Origin of the sequence: Streptomyces sp. KLMMK, from assembly GCF_036961605.1 — a bacterium.
Classification (GTDB): domain Bacteria; phylum Actinomycetota; class Actinomycetes; order Streptomycetales; family Streptomycetaceae; genus Streptomyces; species Streptomyces telluris.
In genome coordinates, this window is the sequence record NZ_JBAMDC010000160.1 from 1 (window position 1) to 13,900 (window position 13,900).

Sequence of the window (13,900 nt, forward strand, 5' to 3'; positions counted from 1 at the left end):
GGTGGTCGGCGATGGCGCGGGCGGCGTCGCGCAGCCGGCGCTCCTCGTCCGCCAGCTGCCGCTCCAGGGCCGCACGGTGCTCGGTGGTGTCCTCCAGAGCGCGGCTCGCCGCCTCCAGGGCGGCCTCCAGCTCGGCCTCCTGCTCGCGGACGCGGGCCGCCTCGCGCTCCAGGTCCTCCGGTTCGCGGCCGCGCCGCTCCTCGGCGGGGGCGGAGGTGGCGCTGGTGACGCGCGCGTCGGCGAGTCCGATCGTGCCGCGCACGCGCTCGGCGAGGCGCGAGAGCTCGTACCAGGTCTGCTGGGCGGCGGCCAGGCGCGGGGCGAGCGTGCGCACCTGCTCCTCCAGGACCGCCTCACGCTGCAGGGCGGCCTTCAGCTCGGCCTCGGCGCCGTCCTTGCGGGCCTTGAGGGCGGCCTCGTCGGCCAGCTCGGCCCGCAGCGCTTCCCGGAGGGTGACGAGGTCGTCGGCGAGGAGCCGCAGGCGCGCGTCGCGCAGGTCGGCCTGGATGACGGCGGCACGGCGCGCGACGGCCGCCTGCCGGCCGAGCGGCTTGAGCTGCCGGCGGAGCTCGTCGGTGAGGTCCTGGACGCGGGCGAGGTTCGCGCGCATCGCGTCGAGCTTCCGCAGCGCCTTCTCCTTGCGCTTGCGGTGCTTGAGGACGCCCGCCGCCTCCTCGATGAAGGCGCGGCGGCCGGTGGGGTCGGCGTGCAGCACGGAGTCGAGCTGGCCCTGGCCGACGATGACGTGCATCTCGCGGCCGATGCCGGAGTCCGAGAGCAGTTCCTGGATGTCGAGCAGCCGGCAGGTGTCGCCGTTGAGCTGGTACTCGCTGCCGCCGTTGCGGAACATGATCCGCGTGATGGTGACCTCGGAGTAGTCGATCGGCAGGGCCCCGTCGGAGTTGTCGATCGTGAGGGAGACCTCGGCGCGGCCCAGCGGCGGGCGGCCGGTCGTCCCGGCGAAGATCACGTCTTCCATCTTGCCGCCGCGCAGGGACTTGGCCCCCTGCTCGCCCATGACCCAGGACAAGGCGTCGACGACATTGGACTTGCCGGAGCCGTTGGGCCCCACGACGCAGGTGATCCCGGGTTCGAAGCGCAGGGTCGTCGCGGAGGCGAAGGATTTGAACCCCCGCAGGGTCAGGCTCTTGAGGTGCACGCGGTAGGACTCTACCGGCCGGGCCTCTACGGGAGCCGCCCCGGACGGCATGCTGGCGTGCCGCGCCCTTCAATTGGTTTCACCTGGGAAGGGGCAGGGCACATCAGTCGTTAAGAGCGCACCGAAAAGTGGGAAAAAATAGCCGCAACCGCTGGGAAACACCGCGACGATACGATGATCGGAAATGACGAAGGGACGCCGAAGCGTCCCTTGCAACTCTCAAGCGGCTGACAGTGCAGCCCGACCGGCCCCCGGGGCAGGGCCTCTGGTCAGGCGAGCGCAGGCTCCGCCTTGGAAACGTCGATGCTGTCGAGCAGCGAGTCGCCGTGGTGAGCGGCGGCAGACAGCGCGTCATTCTCGGCCTGCATCCGGATGAGCTCGGATTCGAGGTCCTGGACACGCTGCTGAAGCCGTCGCATCTCGGCGAGGACTCGGGGGTCGGAGCCGCCGACGTAACCGAGAAGCGCCTTTGCCATGATGGATGGTCCTCCACACTGAGTGACCGACCGAAGCGGTGTGGGTCGTGAGGGATTCGCACCCGCGGTGTCTGCCATCGTTGCTGCAGTCTTCAATGCCAAACAGCTAAGGTGCGCGGGGCTTCCAGAGTCTCACCAAAAAGTTTGACGGTCAACACGATCACACCCCGTATCCGCGGGCGTCCCGGGGGGCGCGGCGGTCAATGCGCGGCGCCGGCGCGGCCGGGGCCCGGAGGGGCGTGGAGATCATCCGTTGCCTCGCAGCCTTCCACGCCGGGGCCGTCTTGGCAACCATCAGGGAATTTCTCTCCCACGCATATGCCAAAGGCATATCACTAAGGTCATCGTGACCCTCGGCCCCCGTTCTTCACGGCCCCCGCGCACACCCTCCCGGACGATTTCCCGTTTTCCGAACCGTTATGGTCAGCGGATCTCGAACCCGTCATAACCGCCCCGCGGGTCACCCCAGATCTCGGTCACCCCTTCCACCCGCCCGGGCGTGTCGCCCGCCCGCAGCCAATCGAGCAGAAGTTCGCACCCCTCGCGCGGGCCCTCCGCGACGACCTGGACCCTGCCGTCGGCCAGATTCGACGCGAAGCCGGCGAGCGCTCCGATACGCAAAGCGTTCTCCCGCGTGAACCACCGGAAGCCGACACCTTGCACATGTCCACGGACCCACGCCGTGAGACGGACATTCTCGTTCATGTCTGCACGCTAACCGGCCAATTGCATAATCAGCACTTCGACCCCGCGTCTATTGCCGTACAGTCGCCGCTCGACAAGGTCTCCCCTCCCCGTACGAGTGACGCACAACGAGCCGAACACGTAAGGAAGGCAGCGGATGGGTCGCCACCGACGCTCTGCCCCCAGGACCGCAGGCAGCCCCGTCCCCGCTCCCCCGCACGCCGGGAGGACGAGCGGCGCCTCAGCCCCCGATCCCTCCGGCGATCCCGGCGCCACGGCCGCGGAATGGCCCCCCGATCCCCGGCGCCCGCGTGCCCGGCCGAAGACCCCGGTGCGTACGGGGCTGCTGGGCGCGTCCGCCGCCATGGCCATGGGCGTGGTCGCGATGACCTCCGGCCTGTTCTCCGGCGGGGGCACCCTCCAGCTCGGCAACGACGACCACGGCGGCGGGCAGGTGCGGACCGAAGAGCCGCCCGTCACCGAGTTCACGCGGCCCGACGCAGGGCCTTCCGGCCGCGGCCAGTCGCACGTGAGCCGCAACGCCGAACGGCCTCCCGCGCCGCGCGGGGACACCGCAGTGCCCGTCGGCTCCGCTTCCTCCCCGTCCGGCCCGCCGGCAGCGCCTGCCGACGCGACTCCGGGGCCGCAGGGGGCGGGCAACGATCCGGGCGGCGAAGGGCGTACGGGGCCGGGCGGCGGCTCCGGCGATGCGCAGGCCGCCGACGCTCCGGGCCGGGAAGGTGCAGCCCCGGCGCCCGATGCACAAGCCCAGGCCCAAGCCCAGGCCCAGGGGCGGACCCGGGTCGCCGACCATGCGCAGCCCGCCGGACAGGAACAGCAGACGGCCGATCAGGCCGCTCTCTACCCGTCGGTGGCACGGCAGTTGCTCGCCCTGGTCAATCAGGAGCGGGCGAAGGCGGGCCTCAGGCCGCTGAAGGCCAGCGCCCGGCTGACCGGGCTCGCCCAGGCGTTCAGCGACGACATGGCGCGGCGCGGATTCTTCAACCACACGGACCCGGACGGCCGCACACCCTGGGACCGGGCCGCCAAGCACGGCATCCGGAACCTCGGCGGGGAGAACATCGCCCGTGGCCACCCGGACGCCCGCGCCGTGATGGACGCCTGGATGCGCAGCGCCGGCCACCGGGCGAACATCCTCAACCGCGACTACCGCACCCTGGGCATCGGGCTGAACACCAGCGCGAGCGGCCCCTGGTGGACGCAGGACTTCGGTTACTGATCACTGCACGGTGCGCGGCGGGCCCGCCCCATGCGGCGACAGAGGCGGCCTCATGGGGCTCGAAGGCCGCCTCATACGGTGCCCGTAGCGCGCCCCGTGCGGCGGTCAGGATCCGCCGTATGCGACTGCCGTGGGGTCGCCCCATGCGGGGCTCGCTCAAGGCACACCCCCTGCAGCACCCGACACCCCGTGGGGGCGATCCGTCGGATCAGAGTGCGGCGCGGCCGGCGAGCGCGACCCGGGCGGCCTCGGCGACCCGCGTACCCAGGTGCTCCGCGGTCAGGATGTCCGCCTTGTGGACGCCCTCGGTGCCCTGGTCGGCGTTGCTCTGCGCTGCTGCGCCGAGGAAGAAGCCGAGGCGGTTGAGGTCGTTCTCGGAAGCCACGGAGCTGTTCCAGCCGGGCAGCAGGCCGAGGCCGACCCAGTGCATGCCGTGCTGCGCGCCCAGGAGCGAGAAGTACTGCAGGGTGGCCAGCTTGTCGCCGCTCTTGGAGGCGGAGTTGGTGAACCCTGCGGCGATCTTGTCCTGCCAGGCGCGGTCGGCCCAGCGGCCGGAGGTCTGCTGGGCGAAGGCGTGGAAAGCGGCGCTGGCGGTGCCCATGTAGGTGGGCGAGCCGAAGACGATCGCGTCGGACGCGTCGAGCTGCGCCCACTCGGCGTCCGTCATCTCGTCGACCTTGACCAGGTGGACGGTCGCGCCGGCGTCGGCGGCGCCGTCCCGGACCGCCTCGGCGAGGACGGCAGTGTGGCCGAAGCCGGAGTGGTAAGCGACGGAGACGACGGGCTGGGGCAGGGCGTCGGTCATGGGGGCCTCCAATGGACGGGCGCATGCCGGGCGGCACACGGCGGCGTGTGCCGAGCGGCACGACCAGAAGGAAAGCACTAACTTTTAGAAAGCGCAATCCAGAAGTTAGCGCTGTGCGGGAGTATGCTTGCGACCATGGACCCGGACCTGCCCTTCGACGTGTTCGCCCGCTCCTGCCCCTCGCGCGGCACCCTGGAGCACGTCACGGGGCGATGGGGCGCACTGACGGTCGTGGCCCTGTACGAGTGCACGCTGCGCTTCAACGAGCTGCGCCGCCGGGTCGACGGCGTGAGCGAGAAGATGCTGTCCCAGACGCTGCACGCACTGGAGCGCGACGGCCTGGTGCACCGGGAGGCGCAGCCGACCAACCCGCCCCGCGTGGACTACGCGCTCACGCCGCTGGGGCAGGACGTCGCCGACCGACTCGTGGGGCTGATCGGGCTGCTGGAGGAGCGCATGCCGGAGATCCTCGCGGCCCAGGAGAAGTACGACGCGGAGCGCGGGGCGTAAGCAGGAAGGCGTCCCGGGCGCTGCCCGGCGCGGGAACGGCTACGCGGCGCGCGGGCGCGGAGGGCGCTGGCAGCGCGGGCAGAAGTAGCTGGATCGGTTCATCCAGGGGCGGCGGCGCATGGCCGTACCGCAGCGGCGGCACGGCTCGTCCTCGCGCCCGTACGCGTCCAGCGAGCGGTCGAAGTAGCCGGACTCGCCGTTCACGTTGACGTAGAGGCTGTCGAAGCTGGTGCCGCCGACGGCGAGGGCTTCGTTCATGACCTCGCGGATGTGCGTGAGCAGCTCGGCGCTGCGCGGCCGGGTCAGGGACGCGGTGGGCCGGTCGTAGTGCAGCCGGGAGCGCCACAGCGCCTCGTCCGCGTAGATGTTGCCGACCCCGCTGATGAGCGACTGGTCGAGCAGGGCCCGCTTGAGCGTCGTACGGCGTCGGCGCAGCGCGGCGTGGAAGGCCTCGTCGTCGAAGGCGGGGTCGAGGGGGTCGCGGGCGATGTGCGCGATGACGTCGGGGAGCCCCTCGGGGTCGCCGGGCACCGTGTCGTGCAGGGAGAGCCCGCCGAAGGTGCGCTGGTCGACGAAGCGCAGCTCCGTGCCGGCGGTGTCGTCGAACCGGATGCGGATGCGCAGGTGCTTCTCGTCGGGGGCCTCGTGCGGCTGGACGAGGAGCTGGCCGCTCATGCCGAGGTGGGCGAGGACCGCCCGGTCGGGGGCCGTGGGGCCTTCCGTCTCCAGCGGCAGCCAGAGGTACTTGCCGCGCCGCCGGGCCACGCCGAGGCGGCGGCCGGCCAACTGGGCGGCGAAGTCCTCGGGGCCGGCGAGGTGGCGCCGGATCGCCCGGGGGTGCAGCACCTGGACGTCGGCCACGGTGCGGCCGCAGGCCCACTGCGCGAGCCCGCGCCGGACGACCTCGACCTCGGGCAGTTCGGGCACGGGGCTCCTCCGGGAAGGGCTCGCGGGCGCCGCCCGGGTACGGCGGATCCCGCGGATGCTGCGGTCGGCGCTTCGACACTCATTGTTTCGGTACTGCGGCGCCTCGGCGCCGGTACCGCGCACTGCTTGCTGCTTGCTGCTTGCTGCAGCGGCACGTTCGCCGAACGCCGGGCGGCCCTGGAGTCAGGGGCGCCCGGCGTTCGGGGACGTGTGCGTCAGGATGCGGCGTCGGCCTCGGTCGTCTCGACCCCGGCCTGCTCCGCGGCTTCGGCCTTGCCGGCCTCCGCCTTGTCCACGGCTTCGGCCTGCACGGCCTCGGCCTTCGCGGCGGCGGCTGTGCGAGCCTCCGCCGCCTCGTGGATGGCGCGCCAGGCGGCTTCCGCCGCCTGCTGCTCCGCTTCCTTCTTGCTGCGGCCGGTGCCGGTGCCGTACGCGACACCACCGACGCGGGCAGCAGCCGTGAAGGTCTTCTCGTGGTCGGGACCGGTCTCGGAGACCAGGTACTCGGGCACGCCGAGTCCCTCCGTCGCGGTCAGCTCCTGGAGGCTGGTCTTCCAGTCCAGGCCGGCGCCGAGGTTCGAGGACTTCTCGATCAGCGGATCGAAGAGCCGGTGAACCAGCTCGGCAGCAGCCTCGAGACCCTGGTCGAGATAGACCGCACCGATGACCGCTTCCAGGGTGTCCGCGAGGATGGACGCCTTGTTGCGGCCGCCCGTGCCCTCTTCACCGCGGCCGAGCCGGATGAAGGAGCCGAGGTCGAGCCCACGGCCCACCTCCGCCAGTGCACGGGAGTTGACCACCGCGGCCCGCAGCTTGGCCAGCTGGCCCTCGGGCAGGTCGGGGTGGATGCGGTAGAGCGTGTCCGTGACCACGAGGCCCAGGACGGAGTCCCCGAGGAACTCCAGGCGCTCGTTCGTCGGCAGGCCGCCGTTCTCGTACGCGTAGGAACGGTGGGTCAGCGCACGCACCAGAAGGGCGGTCTCGAGTTTGTACCCGAGCCGCCCTTCCAGAAGCGTGTGAGACGAGGCCGTGTCCGCCGGCGCCCTCTTCGGCGTAGTGGCGTCTGACATGGAGCCTGTCACCCGCCGATCAGACCTCGAGGACCTGGCGCTTGTTGTAGGTGCCGCAGCTCGGGCACGCGATGTGCTGCTGCTTCGGCTCGTGGCAGCGCTCGCACGCCACCAGGGGGGTGACCGCAGCCTTCCACTGCGACCGGCGGTGGCGCGTGTTGCTGCGCGACATCTTCCGCTTCGGAACAGCCACGGCTACTTCTCCTGTGAGTCATCCCCGACGGAGCGGGGTGCGTTGTCCTTCTCGCCGTCCTGGTCGGAACCGGCGAGTCCCTGCAGTGCCGCCCAACGAATGTCGACGGTCTCGTGGTGGTGGTCCGGGTCGTCCACCAGCCGCGCTCCGCACTCGGAGCACAGGCCGGGGCAGTCGTCCTGGCACACCGGCTGCAGCGGCAGTGCGAGCACCACCGCGTCACGCAGCACGGGTTCGAGGTCGAGCAAGTCGGCCTCGAGAAAGAGCATGTCCTCTTCGTCTTCCTCGGCGTCGTCGCCGGTATCCGCGGGGCGGCTCCGGTCATCGGCGTCGGGGTAGGAGTACATCTCCTGGAAGTCCACTTCGAGCTCACGCTCGAGCGGCTCCAGACACCTTACGCACTCCCCGGTGAGCGGTGCACGGGCGGTGCCTGTGACAAGCACCCCTTCCATGACCGACTCCAGTCGGAGGTCGAGCTCGACGGTCGCGCCCTCGGCCACGGAGATGACCTCGATACCGAGGTGATCGGGGGCCGGTACGGAGCGGGAGACCCTCTTCAGCGCACCGGGACGCCGACCCAGCTCGCGTGTGTCGAACACGAGAGGGGAACGGTGATCGAGGCGGGCGTTCAGGGCTTCCTGCTTTCTACGCTGCGGTGACGGCGGCCCGGACCGTATGCGGTGACGCATGCGATGAGGGCAGCCGAGATCGCGAATGCACACGCGACCGAAGAGCCAGGATACTGGACGGGTCGCCGTAGACCCAATCGGCCGTCGTAAGGCGCCGGTCAGCGGCCCTGTTCGTAACGGCGGAGCTGCTCCAGGTCGATCATCGACGTGTCGAAGAGGCTCGTCTCGTCCAGCGCTGCGCCCGCCTGGGGCCGGTCCTGGGCGAGGTGGTGCTGCGGCGGCTGATGCTGCGCGGACTGGTGCTGTGCAGGCTGGTGCTGCTGGGGCACGTAGCCGCCGTGGGCGCCGTGGCCGTCGCCCGGGGCCGGGGAGGGCCAGGCGTACGGGTCGGCCTGGTGGTAGCCGCCCTGGACCGCGTACGGGTCCGCCTGCTGCCCGTGGGAGCCGTCCGCCTCGTACTGCTGCTGGTAGACGTACGGGTCGGCTCCGTAGCCCTGCTGCTCGTAGTAGCCGTCGTAGCCCGCGTGGGGCGCCGCATGGGGCGCCCCGTGGGGGGCGGCGGCCGGCTCCGGGGCGGCCTGCGCCTGGGGCGCGGCCAGTCCCGCGAGGAAGTCGGCGTCGCTGGTGGGGCTGGCGGCGTGGAAGCCGTCCTGGGCGGCCATGTGGGCGCCCAGCTCGTCGGCCGGGCGGGAGCCGAGGAGCTTCTCGCGGCCGCGGCCGACGGCCTCCAGCGTCTTGCTCAGGACCGCCGAGACGGCGCCGAGCTTCGCGTCGACGTAGGCATCGGCCTGCTGCCGCTGGACACGGGGGTCGGAGCTGGGCTCCGGGGCGTCCGCGTCCCCCTCCGGCCCTCCGTAGCCCCCGTCCCCGTCCGCGCGGCCCAGCAGCTTCTCGCGGCCCCGGTCGACGGAGCCGATGGTCTTGGTGAGGACGACCTCGAAGTTGGCGAGCTTGCTGTCGACGTAGTCGTCGGCCTCGGCGCGGACCTCCCCGGCCTGCCGGCGGGCCTCGGCGAGGATCCGGTCGGCCTCTTCCTGGGACTGCCGGGCGACCTCGGTGTCGGAGATCAGCGAACCGCGGTGGGCGCGCGCCGACTCGATGATCCGCTCGGCTTCCTCACGGGCCTCGGCGACCATCTGCTCGCGGTCGCCGATGAGCTCCTGCGCGCGGGCGAGCGAGCCGGGCAGCCCGGCGCGGAGCTCCTCGAGCAGGGCGAGCAACTCGGCGCGGTTGATCACGCACGAGGCGGACATCGGCATGGAGCGGGCGCCGGTGACGGTCGTGACGATCTCGTCGAGCTTCTTCTGGACGTCCACCTGGCGCTCGCCACTTTCTTCTGCCGGACGACACGAACGGGGTCGACTGTACGGGCAGTCGGCCTCCGCCCGACAGCTGCCGGGAGGGGCGGGGTGTCAGCGCTCGCCGAGCCGTTCGGTGAGCGCCTCCAGCACCAGCGGCGGGACCAGGTGGGAGACGTCTCCGCCCCAGGCCGCGACCTCCTTGACCAGGCTGGACGACAGGAAGCTGTACGTCGGGTTGGTCGGGACGAACAGGGTCTCGACGCCCGAGAGCCCGTTGTTCATCTGGGCCATCTGCAGCTCGTAGTCGAAGTCGCTGACCGCCCGCAGGCCCTTGACGATGGCGGGGATGTCGCGCTGCTTGCAGAAGTCGACGAGGAGGCCGTGGAAGGACTCCACCTTCACGTTGCCGTACTCGGCGGTGACCTGGCGGAGCAGGTCTATCCGCTCCTCGACCGTGAACAGGCCCTTCTTCGACTGGTTGATCATCACTGCGACGTGGACGACGTCGTACAGCCTGGAAGCGCGGGCGATGATGTCGAGGTGTCCATTGGTGACGGGGTCGAACGACCCCGGACAGACGGCGCGGCGCAACGGTGTCTCCTCGCTCTCCGGTCCATTCATGACGCGCGGGGAGAAGTCTCTTCGGCGCACGTCGAGGCGGCGCGACCGTACCAAAGCGTCCCCTCGCCGTAGCGACGGGCCCTCAGTGCCTCGAAACCGTCCGGCCAGGGGAATTCTCCGCCTCTGGTGCTGCGCTCCACGGTGGCCAGCGCTTCGTCCGCAAGCCACCCCCCGGCACGGAGTGTGAGGAGAATCTCGCGGAGCGCCTCGTCGGTGACGGCGTAGGGCGGGTCGAGGAAGACCACGTCGTAGGGGGCCGCGGGGGGCGGGCCGGCCGCGATCTGCTCGGCCTTGCCGGATCGGACCTCGGCTCCGGGCAGCCCGAGCGTGCGGACGTTCTCGCGGATGGTGCGCGTCGCGCGGGCGTCGGCCTCCACCAGCAGGACGTGCGCGGCGCCGCGCGAGAGCGCCTCCAGGCCGACCGCGCCCGAGCCTCCGTACAGGTCCAGGACGCGGGTGCCGTGGAGGGTGCCCAGCAGGGACTCCAGGGTGGAGAACAGGCCCTCGCGCGCCCGGTCGGAGGTCGGGCGGGTGCCGGTGCCGGGCGGCACGGCCAGGCGGCGTCCGCCGGCGATGCCGGCGATCACGCGGGTCATGGGGTCCTCGGTCCTTCGCGACGGTGTGGCGGTGGGGCGGTGTGCGGCGGTCTGACGGTGCGGCGGGGCTGCGACGACCTGACGGTCGGCCGGCCGGGCGCCGCCCCTTCAGCCTAGGGCGTCGCAGCCCGCCGGGCGCCTCCGCGGGGGCTGTCGCCCCGGGTGCGGGTCCCGTGGCCGGACGGGCGTGCTCAGCCCTTGTCCAGGTACTGCTCCCGCTCCTCGTCCAGCAGGGCGTCCAGCGCGGTGCGCAGGTCGGGCAGCGCCTCCAGCTCCGGGTCGGCGGCGACGACGGCCGCGGCCTCCTCCCGGGCGGCGGCGATGACCTCCTCGTCGTCGATGACGGTGAGCATGCGCAGGGACGACCGGACGCCGGACTGGGCCTGGCCGAGGACGTCGCCCTCGCGGCGCTGTTCGAGGTCGATGCGGGAGAGCTCGAAGCCGTCCAGGGTGCCGGCGACGGCGGCGAGGCGGGCGCGGGACGGGCTCGCCTCCGGGGCGTCGGTGACCAGCAGGCACAGGCCCGGGGCCGAACCGCGCCCCACGCGGCCGCGCAGCTGGTGGAGCTGGGAGACGCCGAACCGGTCCGCGTCCATGATCACCATGACGGTGGAGTTGGGCACATTCACGCCGACCTCGATGACGGTCGTGGCCACCAGGACGTCCACCTCGCCGGCGGCGAAGCGGCGCATCACGTCGTCCTTGGCGTCGGGCTGCATGCGGCCGTGCAGCACCTCCACGCGCAGCCCGCTCAGGGGGCCTTTGGCGAGCTGCGCGGCGACGTCCAGGACGGCGAGGGGCGGGCGCCGCTCGCCGTCGCCCTCCGCCGCGGCCTGCCCCGCCTCGTCCCCCGTCCCGCCCTTGGAGGCGCTCTTCGAGGTGCCCTTCGAGGTGCCCTTCGCGGGCGTCCTGGCATCACCCTCCTCCCCCAGGTCGTCGCCGATCCGGGGGCAGACCACGTAGGCCTGGTGCCCGCCCTCGATCTCCTCGCGCACGCGCTCCCAGGTGCGCGCCAGGAAGTGGGGCTTGTCCTTGGCGGGCACCACATGGGTCGCGATGGGCGAGCGGCCGGCCGGCAACTGGTCCAGGACGGAGGTCTCCAGGTCGCCGAAGACGGTCATGGCGACGGTCCGCGGGATCGGGGTCGCGGTCATCACCAGGAGATGCGGCGGCTGCTTCCCCTTAGAGCGCAGGGCGTCGCGCTGCTCGACGCCGAAGCGGTGCTGCTCGTCGACCACGACCAGGCCGAGGTCGTGGAACTGCACCTTGTCCTCGATGAGGGCGTGGGTGCCGATGACGATGCCGGCCTCGCCCGTGACGAGGTCGAGCAGCGCCTGCCGCCGGGCTGCCGTCCCCATGGAGCCGGTGAGCAGCACGACCTTGGTGCCCCGCTCGGCGCCGCCGAGCATGCCGCCCTCGGCCAGCTCGCCCATCATCTCGGTGACCGACCGGTGGTGCTGCTGGGCGAGCACTTCGGTGGGGGCGAGCATCGCGGCCTGGCCGCCGGCGTCGACGACGCCGAGCATGGCGCGCAGGGCCACCATGGTCTTGCCCGAGCCGACCTCTCCCTGCAGGAGGCGGTGCATGGGGTGCTCGGTGGCCAGGTCGTCGAAGATCTCCGCGGAGACGGCGCGCTGGCCCTCGGTGAGGGTGAAGGGCAGCTTGGCGTCGAAGGCGTCGAGGATGCCGCCGGCCACGGGCTTGCGGGCCACGGCCGGCAGCTGGGAGTCGGCGTGCCGGCGGCGGGCGAGGGCGACCTGGAGGACGAACGCCTCGTCCCACTTCAGGCGGGCCCGGGCGTCCTCGATGTCGGCCTTGTTGCGGGGCCGGTGGACCTTGCGGAAGGCGTCGGGGAGGGCGGCCAGGCCGCGACCGTCGCGCAGCGAGGGGGGCAGCGGATCGGTGAGGCCCTGCCACTGCTCGGCCTCGAACAGGTCCAGCAGGGTGTCGACGGCCTTGGTGAGCTTCCAGGACTGGAACTGCTTGCAGGCGGGGTAGATCGGCAGGAGACGGCCGGCGAAGGCCTCGGCGGCGCCGGCCCCGCTGTCGCGGTCCAGGAGCTCGTAGTCGGGGTGGAGGAGCTGGCGGGTGCGGTTGAAGACCGAGACCTTGCCGGCGAACATGCCGCGGCGGCCGGGGATCAGCTCCTTCTCCCGCGCGTAGGCGCCGCGGCCGAAGAAGACGAGGGTCAGGGAGCCGGTGCCGTCGGTGACGACGACCTCCAGGCGGACGCCCTTGCCGTGGTTGAACGTCTTCATGGCGGCCTTGGCGACCTGGGCGACGACGGTGACGTGCTCGTCCAGCGGCAGGTCGGCCAGGCGCGTCAGCTCACCGCGCTCGGCGTAGCGGCGCGGGTAGTGGTGCAGCAGATCGCCGGCCGTGTGCAGGTCGAGGTGCTCGGCCATCACCTTCGCGGTGCTGCCGCCGAGGATCTTCTTCAGGGGTTCGTGAAGCGCTGGCACGCGTCCCATTGCACACCACCGCACTGACAGACGGTGCCATTCGGCGCCTCGTCCGAGGTTTCGCCCGTTGCCTCGTCCGGTGTTTCGCCCGTTGCCCCGCCCCGTGACTCGTCCGGGGTCACTCGATGCCGATGAGCAGCGGCGGCGCCTGCTGCCCGCCCCGGTAGACCACTGTGTCGACGGCGAGGTGGCCGCCCCGTACGTGCCGCTCCAGGCGGTCGGCGACGGCGTCGGGCACGTCCGCGCCGAGGACGAGGGTGACCATTTCGCCGCCCGCGGCCAGCATGCGGTCCAGGACGGTCGCGGCGGTGGCGGTGAGGTCGGAGCCGATGACGGCCACGTCGCCGTCGATGAGGCCGAGCACGTCGCCCGCCTGGCAGACGCCGGCCATGGTCCAGGCCTGCCGTTCGGCGACGGCGAGCTCGGCGTAGCGGGTGGCTCCGGCGGCGGAGGTCATCGCGACGACGTCCTCGTCGAAGCGGCGTGCGGGCTCGTGGACGGCGAGCGCGGCGATGCCCTGGACGGCGGCGCGGGTCGGGATGAGGGCGACGCGGACGCCCGCGGCGCGGGCCTGCTCGGCCGCGGCGGCCGCGGTGTGCCGCAGTTCGGGGTCGTTGGGGAGCAGGACGACCTCGCGGGCGTTGGCGCGGCGGATGGCGTCGACGAGCTCCCCGCTGGCGGGGGGCTCCCCGGGGCGGGCCGCGACGACGGTGGCGCCGGCGTCCGCGCACAGCCCGGCGAGGCCTTCGCCGGGGACGACCGCGACGACGGCGCGCCGGGCGGGCTCGCGGGTGCGGCCGGGGTCGTCTGCCGGTGCTGCGGCGACGGTTCCTGCGGCGGCTCCGGCGAAGTGGGTGATGCGGATGCGGTGCGGGCGCCCCGCCTCGATGCCGGCCTCGACGGCGGCTCCGGCGTCGTCCACGTGGACGTGGACGTTCCACAGACCGTCGCCGCCGACGACGACGAGGGAGTCGCCCAGGGCGTCGAGCCGGGTGCGCAGGCGCGGGACGGCGCTGTCGTCGGCGTCCAGGAGGTAGATGACCTCGAAGGCGGGCGAGGCGCCGCCCGGGGCGGAGGCAGGGCAGGGCACGGGGCCCTGCGCCGGGGCGGCGGGCTGCGGCGGTACGGGGACGGGTCGCGTCCCCCCGCGCGTGCCGCGCGGGGGGGCCTCCCCGGACAGGGCCCTGGCGAGCGCTCCGATCACCTCCACGAGGCCGAGGCCGCCGG

At 72.5% G+C, this 13,900-nt stretch carries 15 protein-coding genes; 2 read left to right on the forward strand and 13 right to left on the reverse strand.

The features are described from left to right. From V7793_RS21605 to V7793_RS21615, 3 genes are all read right to left on the reverse strand, one after another. Positions 1 to 1,159 (reverse strand): chromosome segregation SMC family protein (locus V7793_RS21605; RefSeq protein ID WP_336008961.1); only part of this gene is annotated, 1,159 nt, incomplete at its 3' end. A 269-nt stretch (positions 1,160 to 1,428) separates the two neighbouring features. Beyond that, positions 1,429 to 1,635, reverse strand: a complete 207-nt coding sequence (locus tag V7793_RS21610; protein ID WP_030369319.1) for a hypothetical protein — start codon at positions 1,633 to 1,635, stop codon at positions 1,429 to 1,431. Positions 1,636 to 2,058: 423 nt separating this feature from the next. Next, complete coding sequence (locus tag V7793_RS21615; RefSeq protein WP_058046462.1) at positions 2,059 to 2,340, reverse strand: acylphosphatase; 282 nt, start codon at positions 2,338 to 2,340, stop codon at positions 2,059 to 2,061. 310 nt (positions 2,341 to 2,650) lie between these two features. On the opposite strand from V7793_RS21615, the gene V7793_RS21620 reads away from it, so the two are divergent. Further along, a complete protein-coding gene (locus V7793_RS21620; protein WP_336008964.1) occupies positions 2,651 to 3,559 on the forward strand; it encodes a CAP domain-containing protein in 909 nt (302 codons plus the stop codon). Positions 3,560 to 3,767: 208 nt separating this feature from the next. Here V7793_RS21620 and V7793_RS21625 read toward each other — a convergent pair whose 3' ends face one another. Then, complete coding sequence (locus V7793_RS21625) at positions 3,768 to 4,364, reverse strand: flavodoxin family protein (protein ID WP_443057960.1); 597 nt, start codon at positions 4,362 to 4,364, stop codon at positions 3,768 to 3,770. A 135-nt stretch (positions 4,365 to 4,499) separates the two neighbouring features. Here V7793_RS21625 and V7793_RS21630 point away from each other — a divergent pair, with 135 nt between their 5' ends. Next, on the forward strand, positions 4,500 to 4,874 hold the full coding sequence (locus tag V7793_RS21630) for a winged helix-turn-helix transcriptional regulator (RefSeq protein WP_336008966.1): 375 nt from the start codon (positions 4,500 to 4,502) through the stop codon (positions 4,872 to 4,874). Positions 4,875 to 4,913: 39 nt separating this feature from the next. On the opposite strand, the gene mutM is transcribed toward V7793_RS21630, so the two are convergent. The 9 genes from mutM to V7793_RS21675 form a co-directional block, all read right to left on the reverse strand. Further along, a complete protein-coding gene (gene mutM, locus V7793_RS21635; protein WP_336008968.1) occupies positions 4,914 to 5,801 on the reverse strand; it encodes a bifunctional DNA-formamidopyrimidine glycosylase/DNA-(apurinic or apyrimidinic site) lyase in 888 nt (295 codons plus the stop codon). A gap of 215 nt (positions 5,802 to 6,016) precedes the next feature. After that, positions 6,017 to 6,871: a ribonuclease III gene (gene rnc / locus V7793_RS21640; RefSeq protein ID WP_336008970.1), complete on the reverse strand. Its 855-nt coding sequence runs from the start codon at positions 6,869 to 6,871 to the stop codon at positions 6,017 to 6,019. A 19-nt stretch (positions 6,872 to 6,890) separates the two neighbouring features. Beyond that, positions 6,891 to 7,064, reverse strand: a complete 174-nt coding sequence (gene rpmF, locus V7793_RS21645) for a 50S ribosomal protein L32 (protein WP_015657589.1) — start codon at positions 7,062 to 7,064, stop codon at positions 6,891 to 6,893. A gap of 2 nt (positions 7,065 to 7,066) precedes the next feature. Continuing rightward, a complete protein-coding gene (locus tag V7793_RS21650) occupies positions 7,067 to 7,753 on the reverse strand; it encodes a YceD family protein (protein ID WP_336008979.1) in 687 nt (228 codons plus the stop codon). A gap of 98 nt (positions 7,754 to 7,851) precedes the next feature. Further along, positions 7,852 to 9,009 carry an ATP synthase F0 subunit B gene (locus V7793_RS21655; protein WP_336008981.1) on the reverse strand — a complete coding sequence of 386 codons (1,158 nt, stop codon included), beginning with the start codon at positions 9,007 to 9,009 and terminating at the stop codon, positions 7,852 to 7,854. A 96-nt stretch (positions 9,010 to 9,105) separates the two neighbouring features. Continuing rightward, on the reverse strand, positions 9,106 to 9,585 hold the full coding sequence (gene coaD, locus V7793_RS21660) for a pantetheine-phosphate adenylyltransferase (RefSeq protein WP_277355284.1): 480 nt from the start codon (positions 9,583 to 9,585) through the stop codon (positions 9,106 to 9,108). Positions 9,586 to 9,611: 26 nt separating this feature from the next. Beyond that, positions 9,612 to 10,211, reverse strand: a complete 600-nt coding sequence (gene rsmD, locus V7793_RS21665; RefSeq protein WP_336008984.1) for a 16S rRNA (guanine(966)-N(2))-methyltransferase RsmD — start codon at positions 10,209 to 10,211, stop codon at positions 9,612 to 9,614. A gap of 191 nt (positions 10,212 to 10,402) precedes the next feature. Then, positions 10,403 to 12,682: an ATP-dependent DNA helicase RecG gene (gene recG / locus V7793_RS21670; protein WP_336008986.1), complete on the reverse strand. Its 2,280-nt coding sequence runs from the start codon at positions 12,680 to 12,682 to the stop codon at positions 10,403 to 10,405. Positions 12,683 to 12,791: 109 nt separating this feature from the next. Continuing rightward, positions 12,792 to 13,900, reverse strand: a 1,109-nt coding sequence (locus V7793_RS21675) for a DAK2 domain-containing protein (protein ID WP_443057961.1), incomplete at its 5' end; no start/stop codon positions are given.

Coding starts and splice junctions, on each gene's coding strand:
- V7793_RS21610 (WP_030369319.1), bottom strand. CDS start 1,635: ATGGCAAAGGCGCTTCTCGGTTACGTCGGCGGCTCCGACCCCCGAGTC.
- V7793_RS21615 (WP_058046462.1), bottom strand. CDS start 2,340: ATGAACGAGAATGTCCGTCTCACGGCGTGGGTCCGTGGACATGTGCAA.
- V7793_RS21625 (WP_443057960.1), bottom strand. CDS start 4,364: ATGACCGACGCCCTGCCCCAGCCCGTCGTCTCCGTCGCTTACCACTCC.
- V7793_RS21630 (WP_336008966.1), top strand. CDS start 4,500: ATGGACCCGGACCTGCCCTTCGACGTGTTCGCCCGCTCCTGCCCCTCG.
- rnc (WP_336008970.1), bottom strand. CDS start 6,871: ATGTCAGACGCCACTACGCCGAAGAGGGCGCCGGCGGACACGGCCTCG.
- V7793_RS21650 (WP_336008979.1), bottom strand. CDS start 7,753: ATGCGTCACCGCATACGGTCCGGGCCGCCGTCACCGCAGCGTAGAAAG.
- rsmD (WP_336008984.1), bottom strand. CDS start 10,211: ATGACCCGCGTGATCGCCGGCATCGCCGGCGGACGCCGCCTGGCCGTG.
- recG (WP_336008986.1), bottom strand. CDS start 12,682: ATGGGACGCGTGCCAGCGCTTCACGAACCCCTGAAGAAGATCCTCGGC.